Origin of the sequence: Arthrospira sp. PCC 8006, from assembly GCF_046480465.1 — a bacterium.
GTDB lineage: Bacteria > Cyanobacteriota > Cyanobacteriia > Cyanobacteriales > Microcoleaceae > Limnospira > Limnospira platensis.
Window position 1 is genome coordinate 1 of record NZ_PKGG01000081.1, and the last position, 20,616, is coordinate 20,616.

Annotated in this window: 19 protein-coding genes; 11 read left to right on the forward strand and 8 right to left on the reverse strand. The window is 44.5% G+C overall.

Features of this window, described 5'->3' with window-relative positions; all coding sequences use genetic code 11:
* The 4 genes from B9T16_RS13520 to gcvH all read right to left on the reverse strand — a co-directional run.
* Nucleotides 1-335 (reverse strand): type II toxin-antitoxin system HicB family antitoxin (locus B9T16_RS13520; RefSeq protein ID WP_410245012.1); only part of this gene is annotated, 335 nt, incomplete at its 3' end.
* A 161-nt stretch (nt 336-496) separates the two neighbouring features.
* Nucleotides 497-817, reverse strand: coding sequence for a type II toxin-antitoxin system HicA family toxin (locus B9T16_RS13525; RefSeq protein WP_317269450.1), 321 nt, complete (start codon nt 815-817; stop codon nt 497-499).
* Nucleotides 818-976: 159 nt separating this feature from the next.
* Complete coding sequence (locus B9T16_RS13530; protein WP_410245013.1) at nt 977-1,762, reverse strand: RNA polymerase sigma factor SigF; 786 nt, start codon at nt 1,760-1,762, stop codon at nt 977-979.
* A gap of 286 nt (nt 1,763-2,048) precedes the next feature.
* Nucleotides 2,049-2,438, reverse strand: a complete 390-nt coding sequence (gene gcvH / locus B9T16_RS13535; protein WP_014275200.1) for a glycine cleavage system protein GcvH — start codon at nt 2,436-2,438, stop codon at nt 2,049-2,051.
* 18 nt (nt 2,439-2,456) lie between these two features.
* Here gcvH and B9T16_RS13540 point away from each other — a divergent pair, with 18 nt between their 5' ends.
* The 6 genes from B9T16_RS13540 (at nt 2,457) to B9T16_RS13565 (ending at nt 7,714) form a co-directional block, all read left to right on the forward strand.
* Complete coding sequence (locus tag B9T16_RS13540; protein WP_410245014.1) at nt 2,457-3,287, forward strand: alpha/beta hydrolase; 831 nt, start codon at nt 2,457-2,459, stop codon at nt 3,285-3,287.
* A 96-nt stretch (nt 3,288-3,383) separates the two neighbouring features.
* The gene (locus tag B9T16_RS13545) at nt 3,384-3,734 is read left to right on the forward strand and encodes an SH3 domain-containing protein (RefSeq protein WP_006617899.1); all 351 of its coding nucleotides are present in this window, start codon (nt 3,384-3,386) and stop codon (nt 3,732-3,734) included.
* A gap of 149 nt (nt 3,735-3,883) precedes the next feature.
* Nucleotides 3,884-4,312: a hypothetical protein gene (locus tag B9T16_RS13550; RefSeq protein ID WP_006617900.1), complete on the forward strand. Its 429-nt coding sequence runs from the start codon at nt 3,884-3,886 to the stop codon at nt 4,310-4,312.
* Between the two features lie 60 nt (nt 4,313-4,372).
* Nucleotides 4,373-5,500, forward strand: coding sequence for a cupin-like domain-containing protein (locus tag B9T16_RS13555; protein WP_410245015.1), 1,128 nt, complete (start codon nt 4,373-4,375; stop codon nt 5,498-5,500).
* Between the two features lie 188 nt (nt 5,501-5,688).
* Entirely contained in the window at nt 5,689-6,507 is an 819-nt protein-coding gene (gene egtC, locus B9T16_RS13560; RefSeq protein ID WP_410245016.1) for an ergothioneine biosynthesis protein EgtC, read from the forward strand.
* On the forward strand, nt 6,452-7,714 hold the full coding sequence (locus B9T16_RS13565; protein ID WP_006617903.1) for an ergothioneine biosynthesis protein EgtB: 1,263 nt from the start codon (nt 6,452-6,454) through the stop codon (nt 7,712-7,714). Before egtC ends, B9T16_RS13565 begins: the two co-directional genes overlap by 56 nt.
* 555 nt (nt 7,715-8,269) lie before the next feature.
* Here B9T16_RS13565 and B9T16_RS13570 read toward each other — a convergent pair.
* Together B9T16_RS13570 and B9T16_RS13575 are read right to left on the reverse strand one after the other, a co-directional pair.
* A complete protein-coding gene (locus B9T16_RS13570) occupies nt 8,270-9,184 on the reverse strand; it encodes an alpha/beta fold hydrolase (RefSeq protein ID WP_410245017.1) in 915 nt (304 codons plus the stop codon).
* Nucleotides 9,171-10,730 (reverse strand): hypothetical protein, encoded by a 1,560-nt coding sequence (locus B9T16_RS13575; RefSeq protein ID WP_410245018.1) that lies wholly within the window; start codon nt 10,728-10,730, stop codon nt 9,171-9,173. Before B9T16_RS13575 ends, B9T16_RS13570 begins: the two co-directional genes overlap by 14 nt.
* A 590-nt stretch (nt 10,731-11,320) precedes the next feature.
* Here B9T16_RS13575 and psaA point away from each other — a divergent pair.
* Complete coding sequence (gene psaA / locus B9T16_RS13580) at nt 11,321-13,576, forward strand: photosystem I core protein PsaA (RefSeq protein ID WP_317269458.1); 2,256 nt, start codon at nt 11,321-11,323, stop codon at nt 13,574-13,576.
* A gap of 80 nt (nt 13,577-13,656) precedes the next feature.
* Nucleotides 13,657-15,882, forward strand: coding sequence for a photosystem I core protein PsaB (psaB, locus tag B9T16_RS13585; protein WP_006619832.1), 2,226 nt, complete (start codon nt 13,657-13,659; stop codon nt 15,880-15,882).
* Between the two features lie 84 nt (nt 15,883-15,966).
* Here psaB and B9T16_RS13590 read toward each other — a convergent pair whose 3' ends face one another.
* Nucleotides 15,967-16,674, reverse strand: a complete 708-nt coding sequence (locus tag B9T16_RS13590; RefSeq protein WP_410245019.1) for a riboflavin synthase — start codon at nt 16,672-16,674, stop codon at nt 15,967-15,969.
* A gap of 312 nt (nt 16,675-16,986) precedes the next feature.
* Here B9T16_RS13590 and B9T16_RS13595 point away from each other — a divergent pair, with 312 nt between their 5' ends.
* Both B9T16_RS13595 and B9T16_RS13600 read left to right on the forward strand, forming a co-directional pair.
* Nucleotides 16,987-17,493, forward strand: coding sequence for a bifunctional nuclease family protein (locus B9T16_RS13595; RefSeq protein ID WP_006619830.1), 507 nt, complete (start codon nt 16,987-16,989; stop codon nt 17,491-17,493).
* Nucleotides 17,494-17,501: 8 nt separating this feature from the next.
* The gene (locus tag B9T16_RS13600; RefSeq protein ID WP_410245020.1) at nt 17,502-18,626 is read left to right on the forward strand and encodes an aldo/keto reductase; all 1,125 of its coding nucleotides are present in this window, start codon (nt 17,502-17,504) and stop codon (nt 18,624-18,626) included.
* 30 nt (nt 18,627-18,656) lie between these two features.
* Here B9T16_RS13600 and B9T16_RS13605 read toward each other — a convergent pair whose 3' ends face one another.
* Nucleotides 18,657-19,439: a hypothetical protein gene (locus B9T16_RS13605; protein WP_043468191.1), complete on the reverse strand. Its 783-nt coding sequence runs from the start codon at nt 19,437-19,439 to the stop codon at nt 18,657-18,659.
* A 349-nt stretch (nt 19,440-19,788) separates the two neighbouring features.
* On the opposite strand from B9T16_RS13605, the gene B9T16_RS13610 reads away from it, so the two are divergent.
* Nucleotides 19,789-20,487 (forward strand): hypothetical protein, encoded by a 699-nt coding sequence (locus B9T16_RS13610; RefSeq protein ID WP_043468194.1) that lies wholly within the window; start codon nt 19,789-19,791, stop codon nt 20,485-20,487.
* Nucleotides 20,488-20,616 lie beyond the last annotated feature (129 nt).

The following is a 20,616-nucleotide window of genomic DNA, read 5'->3' on the forward strand; positions in this document are numbered from 1 at the left end:
TTCTGGAAAGTACTATTATCTGCATCTTTTATCACCTCTTCCATCCAACCATTAATGCTTTTTCCTGCTTTAGCAGCCGCCAAAAAAATTTTTCGGTGTAGATCTGGTGTGGTCCGAAACGGCAATTTTCCAGAGAAAGGCTTATCAGGTTTTTCCCCTAACTCTTCGCAAAACTCCAGATAATCATCAACGGAGTCACGAAAGGCTTGACTCGCTTCCTCAACAGTTTTTCCCTGAAAAGTAATCGTATCCTTAATATCCAACACGCGACCAAACAGGATGCCGTTTTCTGTATCAACTTCAATGTGACCACTGTAACCCTTATATGTCAGCATATTTCCCTCAGTTCTTGAGCGTCTAAATGGTACAATTAAGTTTTTAGGATAATCTGTAGAATTGTGTGGCACGATCGGGCAATGGCTGCACTCGGTAGTATATTTTTGAGTCACTTTGGGTAGGGGCAACATTGCTCGTTACCCCCTTTCTAATAGATATCTTACTCAGACATGGGGGCAACTCCCGCATCTTCTAAAAATTCCCGGACGCTTTTAACAGCACCCTTACCCATCTCTTTTTCCGGGTGTGGTTCGTGAAAAACAGCTTTGACACCGTTCAACGCCACCCGCACCCTAGAGCCTCTCCCTTCGCGGGCGATCGCGCCCAGCGCTACAAACAGACTTTCAACATCAGTCCAGACAATATCTGACCGAACCGGGTTTGTGTAAATTGCCTTAAAAGTGCGACGATGTTTTCCATTTAACCCATCTACCACTTGCAGTTTTCGATATTGATTAGTCTTTGGAGGAAGTGTCTGCATTATCACCGATGTTGATAACAGTTTATTGATATCATTAACTGATATCAGTTGTCAAGGGGTACGCTCAGAAAACCACCAAATCAACATTCCCCATTCACTAAAAAAGCCCGGTACGCAATGGATCGGGCTTTTGTTAATTATTTTGGTCTATCTATTTGGCTACCTATCAGAATCAGAGGGGCCATTCATCATGGTTTTGAGCAGACTTAAACCCCGTTTGACTCGCCGAGAGACTGTAACGGCGCTAATTCCCAATTTTTCGGCTGTTTCTTTTTGGGTGAGGTCATAGAGAAACACAAACTCTAAAACTTTGCGAGTCCCGTCTTCTAAATGTCCCAGTGCTTGCTGGAGACGAATTTGATCTTCTTGGGCTAGTTGGAAGCTGCGGTAACGAGTATCTGGGACTAAATCACCCAGGCTGGTTGATCCTTCTTCTTCGTCCTGAATGGGTGCATCTAAACTCAACAGAGATCTATTTTGGGAAGCCAGCTTAACCTGGTTCCATTCCTCTACGGAAATTTCTAGGGCTGAGGCTATTTCAGCATCGGTGGGTTTGCGTCCCAACTTGGCTTGTAGGTCTTGAATACATGGGGTGGCTTTACGCAGTAGAGTTAGCCACTGACGGGGAACCCGGACGGAGGGACTCTTATCACGCAAATAGTGTTGAATTTCCCCGCGAATGTAGGGAATCGCAAAGGAGCTAAAGGCATGACCCTTAGACATATCAAACCTTTCTATGGCTCTAATCAAGCCAATACAGCCCACCTGTAACAAATCATCATAGCTTTCCGTACATTGGTTGAGCCAGTGGTGGACTTCTTTACGGACTAATCCAATGTTAATTTGAACGAGTTGATTACGGATACTGTTAGACGGGGAGTGCTGGTACTCGCGCAGCAACTCCAGGCTTTCAGATTTGAGTTGGTTACTAACTGTGGTCTGCATGGCGAGATCCTGAATTAGGTTAAAGCAGGGATATAGGTTGGGCTGTATTGATTATAACCCAGTTAGAACTAAATGGCAAGAGAAAACTGTTTTCAATGTCGCAGTTTTCGGATACCAAACCCTAGGGATTGATCTGGCTTGACTTACGCACAGGCGATCACCATAGCCACAGCATAGACAATGAAAACTAATGCTAATGTTTTATTTGATAGGGCAGTCTAAAACAAAACGGGAAAAATTGCAAGTTCTGCCCCCCAGTCTTAGACCAGATTGGTTTTTGACAGGTTTATTCCCCTTCGACTAAGACCCTATATTCATCAGCAGATAGGGCATCATCAAGGTCTGATTCATCGCCTATGCGGACTTTCAGCAGCCAACCTTCTCCATAGGGGTCATCGGCTAATTCCTCGGGTGCTTCTACGATCGCATCATTACGTTCCACAACTGTACCACTAACGGGAGCCTTGAGTTCCTCAACGGCTTTGACCGATTCTACATTACCAAAGGTTTCGCCTTTCTCTAAGGCATCATTGACATCGGGTAGTTCTAAGAACACAATATCACCTAATTGGTCAACGGCGAAGGCGCTAATACCAATGGTAGCAATTTCGCCATCAAGACGCACATACTCGTGGCTATCTAAATATTTTAGGTCGTCGGGAAATTCCATTGCCATGTTAGGTCCTCATCATCTATGAATAATGCCAAAATCAGAAAATGGGTTATTGGAGACTTTTCTCTGCGCCGGATAGTTACTTCCATCTTGGCGATTTATATAATAGTCGGTGTTTGGGCATATTTTAAAAGCGATCGCCTGATTTTTTTGCCTCGTCCGCCCAGTTATGAGAAAACCGAGGATTTGACTTTCCTGACTACCTTGGACGGAGTGCCCATTGCTGCTTTGTATCTCCCCAATCCCACCGCTCAGTATACCATTCTCTACAGCCACGGCAATGCTGAAGATTTGGGGGATATTCGGCCTCGCCTGGAGAGTCTACGGGATATAGGTTTTTCTGTATTCGCCTATGACTATCCCGGTTATGGGCTTAGTGGCGGCACACCCTCCGTGGCGGGCGCTTATCAAGCCATAGAGGCCGCTTATTACTATCTTACCCAAGTTTTGCAGGTTCCCCCTGAGCGTATTATTGTCTACGGGCGATCGGTCGGTAGTGGTCCCTCAACCCACCTGGCGGCGCGGAAATTAGTGGGGGGGTTGGTGATTGAAAGCGGTTTTATTAGTACATTTCGGGTGGTAACACGGATTCCTATTTTTCCTTTTGACCGTTTCCCTAATTTGGCTAATCTTCAAAATGTCGAGGTTCCGGTTTTGATTATACATGGCGATCGCGATCGCGTGATTCCCTTTGACCATGGACAGAGGCTTTATGATGATTTTGCCGGCCCGAAAATGTCTCTCTGGGTTGAAGGGGCTGGTCATAATGATGTGCTGGAGGTGGCTGGCGATCGCYATGTAGAAACCTTGCTCAAATTTACCGAAATGTTATCAAAAAAATCAGATGATTAATTTGGGGAGATTTGATTTATAATTCAGATGGTCAGTTGTCAATCCTTTTCCAGGTGCATTTACCGCTTCATTAACCCACATAAGGAGTGTTGAACCATGAGTAAATGGCGGCGGATTGGAATAGGATTATTATTTTTAGGGGTTGCTTCTCTCCTGACTATTAACCATAGTGTGGCGGTAGCCAGAGAGTCGATTTGGCAAAGGTATCGGGATGAAAGCAATAGCCAGACACAAGCAGATCAGAGGTCAATTGCCCGCGTCTGTATTGTCGCTGATCCGACTGATACTCCCCTGAATGTTCGGGCTACCCCTCGTGGTAGAATTATTGGTAGTCTGCCGGATGGTGTGGAGGTGGAAGTGTGGGAACGATCGCCTGATGGTAAGTGGGTTTATATCTATACCCCTGTCATGGAAGGATATGTTTGGGAAAATTACCTAAAATGCTAGTTTCCAGATAATCCCTAACAGGTAAGGGCAACTATTTATGGTTGCCCGCCTGAATAGTTACCTTAATCTATAATTGATCAAAACTTCCCAGGCTGGCTGTGTCTTAATGGCTGTCTGGGTCGGTCTGGCTTTGGAAATAAATCTAAACTATGGAAAATCCCTCATCTCCAACAATCACACCACTATGGATAACTGGTATCATTTGGATGGTAACAGGTTTGGGTTTATTAGCGATCGGTGCAATTCTATGGTTTCACCTGCCTTATCTGCTATTCTTAGATGAATGGCACGCCCTATGGGCGATGGTTTCCCTGACTATCGGATTATTTACGGGTCAAGTCCTGTTCGATCGCCTAGTTGACTGGATCAGAGAACCTCAAACCGATACACCCCATCCGATTTTAGCACGATTTGGATGGATTACCTTAGCTATTATGTCCGTGGCGATCGCGATCGGTTTCACCATCAAATTCCTAGGCTGGGGAAACGCCATGATTGGTTTACTTAACCTCAGCTTTGGCATAGCTTTTCTGTGGAGTAGTCGTCAATTTTGGCGATTTCATACCACCAATAATTAATCCTGAAAATCCCCACAGATTTAATAGATAAATTCCACCGTTTTAACTTTATATCAAGTGATGACTCAACCGGAAATCAAACAAATTACCTTACCCCCCCTTAATATCACCATACACGCCGACCAAAAAGTTAGCTTAGAGTGGCTGCATCAACAGCCTCTTCCAGTCAATAATCAACCTCCATCACCAAAATTATCTGACCATTGGCAACAGTGGATCGCAGTTAATAAACTCATGGATTTTCCTGACCATATTTTAGTCGAGAAAATGGTAGAACAGGGAATAGATATCAAACTAGCTTTAGAGGCAGTTAATCAAGCCACAAGTCACCCTTATTTACAAGCCGGAAAGCAGTTTGTCCAACTCTTGCAAAAAGTCGAGTCAATGCTGACCATTCAGAGTCAATTAGCGTCTCTCTCAGAAGTCTCTCCCAGCATTGACCGCAAACCCTGGGTATCTCGGTCGGAATTTTTGGAGAGTTACTATTCCCAAAATACCCCCTTGATTTTAACTGATATCATGAAGAATTGGCGGGCGTTAGAATTATGGACTCCAGAATATCTTAAACAGAATTACGGACAAGCCACGGTCGAAATTCAAGCCGGAAGAGAAGCTGACCCCGACTATGAAATCAACCTACAGCGCCATCAAAAAACCGTGCTATTTGCTGATTATATTGATTCGGTTGTTTCCGGTAAACAAACCAACGACTATTATATGGTAGCTAATAATCGAAACTTAGACCGTCCTGAACTCAAAGGATTATTAAATGATCTCGAAATATTCACAGAGTATTTAGACCCCACGCAAACATCAGGTTGCATCTTCTTCTGGTATGGACCCGCCGGAACTGTTACCCCATTGCATCACGACCCGGTTAATTTATTATTAGCCCAAGTTTCTGGTCGTAAATTGGTAAGAATGATTCCTCCCTATCAAACACCTTTTTTGTATAACTATATAGGGGTTTTCAGCCAAGTAGATTTAGAAAATCCTGACTATCAGAAATATCCATTATTTCAAAATGTGAGACCCATGGAATTTATTTTAGAACCCGGAGAGGTAATTTTTATTCCCGTGGGTTGGTGGCATCATGTTCGGTCTTTAGAACCCAGTATCTCCGTTTCTATGACAAATTTTGTGTTCCCGAATACATACGAATGGAAATATCCACAAGTCAAGCGATAGACAATGACAATTAGTATGGTATACTTGACTGGTGATGTCGAATCATGCTATCATGTTAAAATCAAGTTTTTTGGTGGAATGGGTAAGCATTAATCAGGCTGTTAATCAGTCTAATTAGTGAACAATGGAAGCTGACAGCATGACCTGTCTCTGGTTTAATTTTTACTGGTTATCTCGAATTATTAACTATGTGTCGTTTACTGGGCTATATCGGATCTCCGATTCAACTTGAACAAATTTTGTGCCAGCCGGAACATTCCTTAATTGTGCAAAGTTACCAACCCAAGGAAATGCGGGAAGCCTTGCTAAATGCCGATGGTTTTGGAATGGGTTGGTATCATCCCACCGCCGATACAGAACCCTATCGATATCGTAATATTCAGCCAATTTGGAGTGATTTAAACTTAACTCCTCTCAGTCGCTATATTGAGTCCGGGCGAATTTTAGCTTATGTTCGCAGCGCCACTCCTGGTCAAGCCATCAACTTGAATAACTGTCAACCTTTCCAGTCAGGAAAACTGATGTTTATTCATAATGGTTATATTCAGGATTTCCGAGAAACTCTATATAAACCAATTCGCGATCGCCTCACAGACCAAGCCTATCGTTTAATAGAAGGTAACACCGACTCAGAACACCTATTTGCCCTGTTTAAGGATAGCCTACAAAGTCAAGGAATAGCCGATCTAATTTCCGCCCTCGAACAAACATTATATACCATTGAGAAAATCGCCCATAAAATGCAGGTGCGGGTTCTGGCTAATATGATTATTTGTGATGGAAAGCAAATGGTAGCTTCTCGGTATGCTGTAGCCGGTACTCCTCCCAGTCTTTACTGGTTAAAGAATGATAAAAACTTCCCAGAATCAGTTATCATTGCTTCGGAGCCTTTATTTCCGGGAAAGTGGCATCTTTGCCCAGAACAAAGTATAATTAGCGTCGGAGAAGATTGTGATATCCATATCTACCCCCTCACTCAAACAGACCATTTATCACGCCCTGCATGAATGCCGTCTCGGCACCTTAAAACTCATTGAAGGAATTAACCGAGAAACCCTCTGTGCCCAACCTCACCCCGACTTTAGCCCTGTGGGTTGGCATTTAGGGCATATAGCCTTTACAGAAGCCTATTGGCTATTAGAAGAATGTGCAGGATATCAACCATTATATCCCGAATATAGGCAACTGTTCACCGCTGATGGTCTCCCCAAAAATCGACGAGTTCAGCTTCCTTCCTTAGAGTTTATTTTAGAGTATTTATCCCTGGTGAGAATCCAAGTTATCAAATACTTAGAAACCGCACCTATAGAAACACAGGAAAGGCTATGGCGGTTTATTATCCAACATGAATCTCAACACGGAGAAACCATCGCCATAGTCCTACAATTATATAGATTCGAGGTACAAAACAGCGATTTTTCCCTATTTTATGATGTTCCTATGTTGTCAGTTTCAGAGGTAGAAATACCCGCCGGAGAGTTAACCATGGGAAATAAAGCCATTGACGCAATGGATAATGAACGCCGCCTTCATAGTTGTTATTTAGATCAATATTGGATTGATACTTACCCCGTCACCTGCGGTCAATATCGCCAATTTATCGAAGCGGGAGGCTATCATAAAGCTAAATGGTGGTCTAATGATGGTTGGGAGTGGCTTAAACATAACCATAACCAACAACCTCTTTATTGGACTGATAACCCTAGTTTAGATAATCACCCTGTTTGTGGTGTGAGTTGGTATGAAGCCGAAGCCTATTGTAATTTTGTCGGGAAGAGACTTCCCACAGAAGCCGAATGGGAAAAAGCGGCTAGTTGGGATAGTAAAGCTGGTAAAAAACGCACTTATCCCTGGGGCGAAGAACCCCCTACACCAGAAAATTGTAACTGTAATTCCCTGGGTAAAAATATTACTAATCAACCCCTAACTACTCCCGTTGATAGGTATTCTTCAGGAGTTAGCGCCGCTGGAGTTTATGATTTATTAGGTAATGTCTGGGAGTGGACTAGCAGTAATTTTATGGGTTATGAGGGATTTGAGTTTTATCCCTATCGTGGGTATTCTGAAACTTATTTTGATAACCAACATAAAGTTTTGCGCGGTGGTAGTTGGACAACTCGTCCCTGGGCTATGCGTTGCAGTTTTCGCAATTGGTATTATCCCCATGTCCGCGAAATTTTTGCTGGTTTTCGTTGCGCCAGAAGCAATAATTAATAATTGATAATTAATAATTGGGTAGGGGCGGGTTCCGCCGTCAATGTTGTGATTAACGATAGTCTAAATAAACCCGCCCCCAACCGCCGTCAATGTGGTAATTAACGACAGTCTAAATAAACCCGTCCCCAACCATGTATAATGGTGATGTAGGGGCGGGTTCCGCCGTCAATGTKGTWATTAACGACRGTCTAAATAAACCCGCCCCCAACCGCCGTCAATGTTGTTATTAATGACGGTATAAATAAACCCGCSCCCAACCGCCGTCAATGTTGTGATTAACGACAGTCTAAATAAACCCGTCCCCAACCATGTATAATGGTGATGTAGGGGCGGGTTCCGCTGTCAATTTGGTGATTAACGACGGTCTAAATAAACCCGCCCCCAACCGCCGTCAANTGTGGTAATTAACGACGGTCTAAATAAACCCGTCCCCAACCGCCGTCAATGTGGTAATTAACGACGGTCTAAATAAACCCGCCCCCAACCGCCGTCAATGTTGTTATTAACGACGGTATAAATGAACCCGCCCCCAACTCATGGGGGGTGGATGAATTAATTTATATTACTCACAAAATCATGGGTAACTTTTATAAAACTTTCGGTTTTTTCGTAGGGTAAAACATTACGACCAGGAATTACTATAGACTTGGCTTTTTTCCATCCTTCTTCGTAGAATTTGCCGCGCTTATCTACGGTTTCTGACTTCCCACTGCGACTAATACTAGAGGCTTTATCGCCAAAAACTACTAGGGTCGGTTGGGTCAAATTTGCCATGTCTTGGGTATAGTCTTGTCGCCAAAATCCTGCTAAAAATGAAAAGACTGCATAGCGACTTTTGGGGTCTTTTGAACCTATTGCTAACAGGTCTAACCATTCGCGATCAACGTCTTTGGCTTCAGCAAATAATTGTTTAATTGAAAAAGACTGTAAAAACTGTTCCCGACAAGCATAATTCCAAAATAGTCGCCCGGCTAGGGTATCAAAAAATAGGTTCCACAATAAACGCTGTTTAGTGGGTGATGAAGCCTCTGTCATGACTCGCCAAGCTGGGGGACCTGATAACACTATTCCCCGCACACTTTCTGGGTATGTTTTACTGAGGACGATCGCCACTGGTAATAAAGCACCCTGTGCTAGTAAAATCACTGGCTGCTTGATTACTGTTGCAATTAAACACTGTAATTGTTCCGCCCAGTCTGTGATTTGATAAGCTACTGCTGGTTTATCACTTTCCCCACACCCCAGCAGGTCTGGGCTGTATATGGGGTTATTATATCCCTGCCACTTTTCACAAAATCTATACCAAAAACGCCGAGATAATCCTACTCCAATAGGATGGATTAATAGTAGGGGAATATCTGCGGATATTTCCGAAGATGAAGGATGAAATTCATAGGCGCATTGATAGCCACGCCATTGGTAGTATTCTAAGGGTTTTTGAGTCGGTTGGGAATTACTCATAATCATGATTGTCAGTGCTGTTTATGGGGGTTTGCTTGAGGCGATCGCTTGATTCGCTGGTCTCGGTTACAGGTGCTTCCTTGGCTTCAGTTTCGGGTTGGTCTCGCACAATTTTAGGTAAGGCGGCTGGAGTCCCAGGTTCCGTTTCTATTTGAGTTAATCCCGGAATCTCAAAGCTGCTGAAAAAGTTTTTAATTTGCTCTAAAATCGGCGTTTCTGAGTCATTATTGGAAAATTTGGGTAGTTGCAAGTTTTGCCAAAGTTTCTGTAATTGGTTTCCGGCTACTGGTTCGGAACTTTCTGATGTCGGATTTTCTGGGGGTAAAGGTTCCCTTGGCGCTACAAGTTCAGGTTCTGAGACTTCCTGTTCCTCAACTATAGGTTCAGGTTCTGAGACTTCCTCTTCCTCAACTATAGGTTCAGGTTCTGAGACTTCCTCTTCCTCAACTATAGGTTCAGGTTCTGAGACTTCCTGTTCCTCAACTATAGGTTCAGGTTCTGAGACTTCCTGTTCCTCAACTATAGGTTCAGGTTCTGAGACTTCCTGTTCCTCAACTATAGGTTCAGGTTCTGAGACTTCCTCAATTTCAGGAGAGGGGGCTAAAGTTGGGCTGGTATAGTTCGCTTCAACCAAACCCCTAGCCTGGGATAGAGATAATTGACCGCGAATTAGTTTAGATAGGGTATCTTGGCTTTTGGGGTCGTAGGTGAGAACTCTTGCGATGTTGTTGTAGACGTTATTCAGGGGTTCTCCGAGTTCGTCTAAAAATTCCAGTTGTACCCAGTTTTTACCGGGTTGGAATCCTTTTAAATATATGGGTTCCCAGCGATCGATAATAAAACTTTCGCCGTTGACAGTGACGCGGATACGCCAATCGATGATTTCATCTTCTGGATCTTCTTGGGCGATTAAATGTAGGGGGGCGTTGTCTAAATAGAAGTCCAGCAAAATGGGTTCAGCACCATAGGTTCCTTGGGGACGGTTATAGGTGAGTAAGGGAAGTTTTGGATCTGGGTTGTTATTGGGGGTTTTGGTGTAAATGTGAAATGTGGCGATCGCACTTGAACCATCATTTTTGAAACTTTCGCCCCAGGGATAGACAGCAAAAACTCGCAGGGTATGGGTTCCTGGTTTCAGGTCTGATAGGATAATCGGTTCCGTGGGATTGTAAATATGGCGATCGCTATCGTTGTCGATAATTAAATGTAAGTGGGGACCATCACCTAGTGTTTCGTCTCGGAAGGTGGGGAAGTCCAAAACTTGTAGTTGGACTGTGACATTATTATCCTGTAGCAACTCGTCTGGTTGAGGACTGATAATTTGGACTTGAGGTTGATAGCGATCGAGGGCTGGGTGTAATTTTTGAATGATATCTGGGGGGGATACTTCCGAAATACTCTGCTTAACAGTTTTCGCTGATGATGTCTGGGTAATTGATGGATCAGTCGGTTCAGAGTCACCACACCCAGTCATCTGAAACGTGATTACTGCGACGAGTAAAATAGTCAGCAGTTTTTTGATGGGAGTCCACCAGAACTTGTTCACAGACACAATTAAATAAACTCCTAAAACCCAAATCGTGCAAAGAAACCGTATTGTATGCAACTATAGCCCAAAACAGACCCGATCCTTAATATATATGTCAAACACATATTGATAAAATGCTGATTATCCTTAACATTTTTATCTATGTCCAGGGGCTGCCATGATCCAGCGACTGGTCCCGCTACCAACTGTATATAAAAGTAGTTGATGGCAGCAAATTTTAAGTTTTGTAACGGTTCAATGCAGATCTTTACAGAGTTTTTCGGCTGATATGGGCTAAATCCAAGATTTTATAGGGGTTTTAGGAATTCTTAATTATTGTTACCGACTCCCCCATGTGACTCGGAAAGATGATATACAATTTACAGACAACAGCGGCTGACGGCAGAATCAAAAACTGTTGTAGACAGAAGCATACAGTTGTCGTTATAATATGCCTTTAAATGCCCAAGGCAAAACTAAGGGTTTGTTGTTGCCCCCAACAAAAGTTAAGAACACTCTAAACTTTTGTGAAGGATGATGAAGGGGCTTAAAAATCCCGTTTCATAATCTGCAACAATATTTTTGTTATTTGTGATACGGAGAGGAGAGTCTAAATGACCATCAGTCCTCCAGAGCGGGAGGCAAAAGCCAAGGTCACGGTAGACAAGGACCCAACTCCTACCTCTTTTGAAAGGTGGGGAAAACCCGGTCATTTTCGCCGCGATCTTGCCAAAGGTCCAAGTACGACAACCTGGATTTGGAACCTGCACGCCGACGCTCACGACTTCGATAGTCATACCAGCGATTTAGAAGATATTTCGCGCAAAATCTTTAGCGCTCACTTCGGCCATCTGGCAGTAATCTTCATTTGGCTGAGTGGTGCATATTTCCACGGCGCGAAGTTTTCCAACTACGAGGCTTGGTTAACAAACCCAACAGGGATTAAACCGAGCGCACAAGTTGTATGGCCCATCTTTGGCCAAGAAATTTTGAATGCCGATGTAGGTGGTGGCTTCCAAGGCATCCAGATCACCTCTGGATTGTTCCAATTATGGCGAGCTTCCGGTATCACCAACGAGTTCCAACTCTACTGCACAGCGATCGGTGCATTGGTGATGGCGGGTCTGATGCTATTCGCTGGTTGGTTCCACTACCATAAACGTGCTCCCAAACTGGAATGGTTCCAGAATGTGGAGTCGATGATGAACCATCACCTAGCTGGACTATTGGGCTTAGGCTGCTTGGGTTGGACTGGACACCAAATTCATGTGTCTTTGCCAATTAACAAGCTGCTGGATGCCGGGGTGGCTCCTAAAGACATCCCCCTGCCCCATGAGTTCATTCTGAACTCCAGCTTGATGGCGGAACTGTATCCGAGCTTTAAGCAAGGACTAACCCCATTCTTCACTTTAAATTGGGGAGTTTACGCAGACTTCCTAACCTTTAAGGGTGGTTTAAATCCTCAGACTGGCGGTTTGTGGCTGTCCGATACAGCTCACCACCACCTAGCTCTAGCAGTTCTATTCATCATTGCCGGTCATATGTACCGGACGAACTGGGGTATTGGCCATAGCATGAAGGAATTATTAGAAGCTCACAAAGGCCCCTTCACTGGAGAAGGCCACAAAGGGCTCTATGAAGTTCTGACAACTTCTTGGCACGCTCAACTGTCTATTAACTTAGCAATGTTGGGTTCATTGAGCATCATTGTGGCTCACCACATGTATGCCATGCCTCCCTATCCCTATATCGCAACAGACTACCCCACTCAACTGTCTCTGTTCACTCACCATATGTGGATTGGAGCATTCTGTATTGTGGGTGCTGGTGCTCACGCTGCCATCTTTATGGTGCGGGATTACGATCCGGCTAAGAATGTTAACAACTTACTAGACCGGGTAATCCGTCATCGGGATGCCATCATCTCTCATCTAAACTGGGTTTGTATCTTCCTGGGCTTCCATAGCTTTGGGCTGTACGTCCATAACGACACCATGCGTGCCTTTGGTCGTCCCCAAGATATGTTCTCTGACACAGGAATTCAACTGCAACCTATCTTTGCTCAGTGGGTGCAAAACCTGCACACTCTAGCACCGGGCAATACAGCCCCCAATGCCCTCGCCAGCGTTAGTCCTGCCTTTGGCGGTGATGTAATTGCTGTGGGTGGCAAGGTCGCAATGATGCCGATCGCATTGGGTACGGCGGACTTCATGGTTCACCACATCCATGCCTTCACAATTCACGTGACCGTTTTAATTCTGCTCAAAGGTGTTCTGTACTCCCGCAGTTCTCGCCTAATTCCCGATAAAAGCGAGTTGGGATTCCGCTTCCCCTGCGACGGCCCTGGTCGTGGCGGCACCTGCCAAGTATCTGGTTGGGACCATGTGTTCCTTGGCTTGTTCTGGATGTATAACTCCCTGTCAATTGTGATTTTCCACTTCAGTTGGAAGATGCAGTCTGACGTTTGGGGAACCGTCGCCTCTGACGGCACGATTAGTCACATTACCAATGGCAATTTTGCCCAAAGTGCTATTACCATTAATGGATGGTTGCGTGATTTCTTGTGGGCGCAAGCCTCTCAGGTAATCAACTCCTATGGGTCAGCCCTTTCAGCCTACGGCTTGATGTTCTTGGCGGCTCACTTTGTATGGGCCTTCAGCCTGATGTTCCTGTTCAGTGGCCGTGGCTACTGGCAAGAACTAATCGAGTCCATTGTTTGGGCACACAACAAGCTCAAAGTGGCTCCGGCCATCCAACCTCGCGCTCTGAGCATCATTCAGGGTCGTGCGGTGGGAGTAGCTCACTACCTTCTAGGGGGAATTGTCACCACCTGGGCATTCTTCCTCGCCCGCATCATCTCCGTAGGATGAGGGTTCTTCGCTCGGGAATCGGGGTAACTGCCTCGATTTCCCTGGGCGGACTTAATGAGAACACCATTTAGTTAGGACTTATGGCAACGAAATTCCCAAAATTTAGCCAGGATTTGGCTCAAGATCCGACCACTCGTCGGATTTGGTACGGGATTGCCACAGCCCATGATTTTGAGACTCATGATGGAATGACCGAGGAGAATCTTTACCAAAAGATTTTTGCCTCTCACTTTGGACACATCGCCATCATCTTTCTCTGGACTTCTGGCAGCCTGTTCCACGTCGCTTGGCAAGGCAATTTTGAACAGTGGATTAAAGATCCCTTAAATGTACGTCCCATTGCTCACGCTATTTGGGACCCCCAATTTGGGCAACCCGCTGTTGACGCATTCACCCAAGCTGGCGCTTCTAACCCCGTTGATATCGCATACTCTGGTGTTTACCACTGGTGGTACACCATCGGGATGCGGACCAATGGAGACCTCTACCAAGGTTCTATCTTCCTACTTCTACTGGCTGCAGTCTTCCTGTTTGCTGGTTGGTTGCACCTGCAACCCAAGTACCGCCCCAGTCTGTCCTGGTTCAAAAACGCTGAATCTCGTTTGAACCACCACTTGGCAGGTCTGTTCGGTGTTAGTTCCTTGGCTTGGACTGGTCACTTGGTTCACGTCGCTATCCCCGAATCTCGCGGACAGCACGTGGGTTGGGATAACTTCTTGAGCACTCTGCCTCACCCGGCGGGTTTGGCTCCCTTCTTTACTGGTAACTGGGGAGTTTACGCTCAGAATCCTGACACCGTTCGTCATGTGTTCGGTACTTCTGAAGGTTCAGGGACTGCGATTCTGACTTTCTTAGGTGGATTTCATCCCCAAACCGAGTCCCTGTGGCTGACCGATATGGCTCACCACCATCTGGCGATCGCCGTGATTTTCATCATCGCGGGCCATATGTACCGGACTAACTTCGGAATCGGTCACAGCATCAAAGAAATGTGCGATGCCAAAGACTTCTTTGGTCGTCGTCTCGAAGGTCCTTTTAATATGCCTCACCAAGGCATTTATGAGACCTATAACAACTCTCTCCACTTCCAGTTAGGATGGCACTTGGCTTGTCTGGGTGTAATCACCTCCCTGGTTGCCCAGCATATGTACTCCATTCCTCCTTATGCTTTCATTGCTAAGGACTACACCACGATGGCTGCTCTTTACACGCACCATCAGTACATTGCTGGCTTCTTAATGGTCGGTGCTTTTGCCCACGGCGCTATCTTCCTGGTTCGTGACTATGATCCTGAGCAAAACAAAGGTAACGTTTTAGCTCGTGTTTTGGATCACAAAGAGGCAATCATCTCTCACCTGAGCTGGGTGTCTCTGTTCCTCGGTTTCCACACTTTGGGCATTTATGTTCATAACGATGTTGTGGTTGCCTTCGGTACTCCTGAAAAGCAAATCCTGATTGAGCCTGTATTCGCTCAGTTCATTCAGGCTGCTCATGGTAAAGCGGTTTATGCAATGGATGTGCTGCTTTCCAATCCTGAAAGCATTGCCACCACTGCTTGGCCTAACTACGGTAACGTTTGGTTGCCTGGCTGGCTGGATGCCATCAACTCCGGCACTAACTCTCTGTTCTTAACCATTGGCCCTGGCGATTTCTTGGTTCACCATGCGATCGCTCTCGGTCTGCACACCACCACCCTGATTCTGGTCAAAGGTGCGTTGGATGCTCGTGGTTCCAAGCTGATGCCCGACAAAAAAGACTTCGGCTATGCCTTCCCTTGTGATGGCCCCGGCCGTGGCGGTACTTGCGACATCTCCGCTTGGGATTCCTTCTACCTAGCTATGTTCTGGATGCTGAACACCCTGGGCTGGTTAACTTTCTACTGGCACTGGAAGCACCTGGGTATCTGGCAAGGTAACGTTGCTCAGTTCAACGAATCTTCTACCTACCTGATGGGATGGTTCCGCGATTATCTGTGGTTGAACTCTTCCCAGTTAATCAATGGTTACAACCCCTTCGGAACTAACAACCTCTCTGTTTGGGCCTGGATGTTCCTGTTCGGACACTTGGTTTGGGCGACTGGTTTCATGTTCCTGATCTCCTGGCGTGGTTACTGGCAAGAACTCATCGAGACCATTGTTTGGGCTCATGAGCGCACTCCTTTGGCGAACCTGGTTCGCTGGAAAGATAAGCCAGTGGCTCTGTCCATCGTTCAAGCTCGCGTTGTTGGTTTAGCTCACTTCACCGTTGGCTATATCCTCACCTACGCAGCCTTCCTAATTGCCTCAACTGCTGGTAAGTTCGGTTAAACTGAACCCTAATGTTAGGTAATTAGTTGCAAGTCCTCCACCATTGGTGGGGGGCTTTTTTTTTACTAATAATTAATTGATGGACTAATTAAAACCATGTTCGCTGAGAAATTCTGGGGTAATTTCTGGGGTAGCTGTGAGAGATTGCTGATGATAAATATTCACGGAATCGGTGGAATTTATACTGAGAAATTTAGCGACATATTTACCCAAAATATCTGCTTCCAAGTTGACTAAACTACCAGTTTCCAAGGTGCAAAGATTGGTATTTTGGTAAGTGTGAGGGATAACAGCGACTGCAAACCAACGACTATGACGATCGCATTCTGAAATAGTCAAACTCACCCCATTAACGGCAATACTACCCTTAGCAACCAAATAGGGAGCAATCTGTTGATTCCACAGATCAGCATCACTGGGGGGAACAAAACGCATTTCCCAGGAATTACCCACAGACACCGCCGCCTCCAGGGTGGCGATCGCATCAACATGACCCGTCACAAAATGTCCTCCCAACTTACTCCCCGCACGCAGGGAAGCCTCCAAATTCACATAACCATTTAAATCACTACCCAAAGTAGTCCGACCCAAAGTTTCCGGGGAAGCCTCCGCCACCAAGCCACGGGGCATAATTTCCACCACTGTTAGACAAACCCCATTAACCGCCACACTATCACCGATCGCCAAATCCCCCAAAATCAGATTAGTTGCACCCACCTGACAAGCTATCTGAAAGCGCGATCGCCCCAAACTCTCAATCGTCCCCAAGGCCTGAATTAATCCGGTAAACATAACTTTTTTCCCGTATCAAGTGAACGTTAAACAAACAAAACCAATCACCTAGGTGGTAACTCCCATGACCAGGAAAAATCCCTAGCGATTACCTTCCCAGTAAGCTAGAATGCCCATTAAACCTAGATTTTTAGGCTAACATCAGTTAATTATCCGGCATTGTTTGACCATATTCACCAACGAGCTGTCCACAATTTCAGAGCAATTGTCGTCAATTCGGGTAAAAATCAAGGCATACTGGAATTGCTGGATTCTTACTGGCGGGTCTAACCACTTGTTGTTTGTCTATCGTATTTTATCGAGGCTGAACCGATGATTGAAATGAAAGTCGCCGGAATTGCACTAGACGCTACCACACGCAGCCCTATTGTGTTACTCAGAGATGCGTCTGAGCGACGAGCCTTACCTATTTTTATCGGTCAGGATCAGGCTAAATCGATAATCGGCGCTTTGGAAAACCATCAACCCCCGCGACCCCTAACCCATGATTTATTTGTCAATCTCATGGAAACCTGGGATATGGTTTTAGAGCGGATTGTGATTCACTCCCTCCAAGACAATACATTTTATGCAGTCTTGATTGTACGTCAAGGGGAGAATCGTAAAGAAATTGATGCGCGTCCTTCTGATGCCATTTCCATTGCACTGCGTACCGATAGCCCGATCTGGGTCATGGAAGAAGTCATCGCTGATGCTTCTATCCCTGTCGATCGTGATGCTGACGAAGCCGAAAGACGCGCCTTTCGCGATTTTGTTGCTAACCTGAGTCCAGAAGAGTTGATTAGACGGGCAGATTTTCGCAAAGACGAAGCTCAATAACTAAAATCATGCGTTATCGACGCTTTGGTAAAACCAATTTACCTCTATCAGTCTTTTCCCTGGGAACAATGCGCTATTTAGCATCCCCGGAAAATGCCCACCAAACTATAGAAAGGGCAGTTTCCATGGGAATTAACCATATAGAGACTGCCAAAGGTTATGGGAAAAGTGAGGAGTATCTGGGAGCGACTTTGCTAGGTGGTCTACCTGTGGAGCGATCGCAGCTTTATATTACTACCAAGATCCCACCCATGTCTGATCCTGATGCTTTAGAAAAGGCGATCGATGATTCCCTAACTAGGCTGAATCTTGACTATCTCGATGGTTTGGCGATTCATGGTATTAATACCCCCGAACATCTCACGGAGGCGATCGCTGGTATTGTGGGTATTGACAGAGCCATTGCAGATGGACGGGTCAGACATCTGGGGTTCTCGACCCATGCTCCGGTTGAGGTGATTCTGGAAGCGATTAATAGCGATCGCTTTGAGTTTATCAATCTCCATTATTACTATTTTTTCCAGCGCCATGCTCCCGCCATCACCCTAGCATCTCAAAAGGACATGGGGATTTTCATTATTTCCCCAGCCGATAAGGGGGGACAACTCTACACCCCCCCAGCTAAGTTAACTCAGCTATGCCATCCATTTTCCCCCCTCCAGTTGAATTATCGATTTTTATTGAGCGATCGCCGCATTACTACCCTCAGTTTAGGAGCCGCTAACCCTCAAGAATTAGATTTACCCCTACAAGTAGCCGATTCCGTAGAATCCCTCACTGAGTCGGAACAAAGCGCCTTCATGGCTCTGGAAACTGCCTTAGAGGAAACATTAGCAACCGATACCTGTAAACAGTGTTATCAATGTTTACCATGTCCTGAACTGATTAATATTCCCGAAGTGCTGAGGTTACGAAATTTGGCGATCGCCTACCATATGACCCAATTTGGTAAGTATCGCTATGGTATGTTTGAGAATGCCGGACATTGGTTTCCTGGACGTAGAGGCGATCGATGTACCGACTGCGGCGACTGTTTACCTCGCTGTCCTCAAAATTTAGATATTCCCCGTCTGTTGCGAGACACTCACCAGCGACTGGGAGGATCTCAACGACGACGTTTGTGGGACTCTTAGGGTTTTTAGGATATGTTTTATTAATCGATTTTAGGCTTGCATCAAAAGCTCTAAAAACTCTATGACAACGAGATCAGGCTTTTCGGTACATTCAGTGATATCATAATGCTGGACAATGCAAATACCTTGCGACTGTAGAAGAAAATCCATATTGGTTTCGCGATCGCGATCGTCTACATCTACCGCTAAAATACCCAGTTTTGTTTTGTAACAGACTAGGAAATGAGGAGATGGGTTTTGCTTTCCATCTGGGGTAGTCAACCGGGCTTTAGCATTTGGGAAAAACAAAACATCGGCGCGATCTAGTGCTTCGGCAATATTCACTTCTGCTTGAGACCGAAACTGCCAGCCATTCCAAGAATAAGTTAAAGATTGATAGTTTAACTCCTGTTCAGATTCAGCATTTGTCTGTTTTTCTGATTTTTCATAGCTTTGCTCCTTATACAAATCGGCTTGACAAAAGTTGGATTCATATAAGTTTCCCACAACTCTTGTGCTATCAAAATTGGTTCCAATCACATTAACCCCAGTCACCTTATTACGGTGTACGATAATTTGATGCCGCCGTAAATATCGCTTCAGAACAGATTTTAAATTACCTTTTTTTACCTTTTCTCCAAAGGCATTAGTCAGCATTTGCCAGAGTTTCGCGCCTGCATCCTTGAGGTAATCCTCCGCATAGCCAGTGCTTTTAGCCATTTCACGGTAAGATAAACCTTCCCAAGCCTGACGAAATACGACCTCTTGAACATCGTTGAGGCGTTCATAATCGAGTACTGCTTCCACAATTACCAGTGCTTCGTCAACTATCATCACTCAAAGTCCCTCAAAAGGTAAGCACTTGTGAGCAAAAAGCTACACATTCATCAAATGCAACTTAGGCAACCACATATAGCTACTTGCCAAAAGTTAACTACTGTTTTGCTATGATACTCGAAAAACATCAACTTCACCAGCAAAGCCGGTAAGATAAATTCCAGTTCAGCTATAGAAGCAGTATCATTGTCTATACCTCAACATTAGCATTCAGCACAATCATCAATATATTACTTTATTATTACTTTATTGTTACTTTATATTACTTTGTGTGACTACTAAAGATGTATAATAAGCGCCAATATGTAACTATATCTTGAATTTTGATTCGAGCCATAAAACTAATATGTCAAATTATACTCAAAATAATGACAAATTATTCACGAAAACAACAAGTTTTTATAGTATTTTTGAACAATACTTGGAAAATTCATCCGTTGTTAAATATCCTATGTATCAAGAAAAAATCAAAACTTTATCGCCACATATTTCTGAGATAGATCAGCTAGATCAAGGAAAGCATGATCAATTTAGTACAAGACTCGAAACCCTAATTTCTAACTTTTTGGAATTAACCAAACAATATTTTATAGATAACCCAAAAATTACACAGGGACTTGAAACTTTATCAAAAACTTTTGAATTGCCAGGTACAAAAATCAATCAACCTTTTACAGAATTACGACATGAATTTCTACAATGTTGGGATAACTTTATCCAAGAAATATTAATAACTTTAGAAGATAAAAATAATCAACAAAAATTGAAAAAAAGCCAAAATAATTCGACTAGTAAAATTTTTGCTTTCATGGTAATACTAAGTTTATTGATAGGACTTCCTTTGGCTTTTATTATAGTAGAATTACAAACTTCATCTAATGAATTGCCCCACCGAGAAAATCAATCATTTCCCGAAGACAGTAGCTTAGAAAATGATGCACAAACAGAACATTTTTTGCCAGAAAAACGTGATAAAAGTTATGATGCTTCACCTGATTCTAAATTCCAGGACTTCAAGGAAATTGATCGACTTCCTTCACCTTGATATCAATCTTGCTTGGACTCTTATTAACCACTTTTTCTAGCCTGTCTGGCTCGCTCCATCAATTCCTGAAATAGCACAGTCGGGTCTTGGTTTTTATGGCTCGCGCGCCGCCATTGTTCTTGCTGGCGA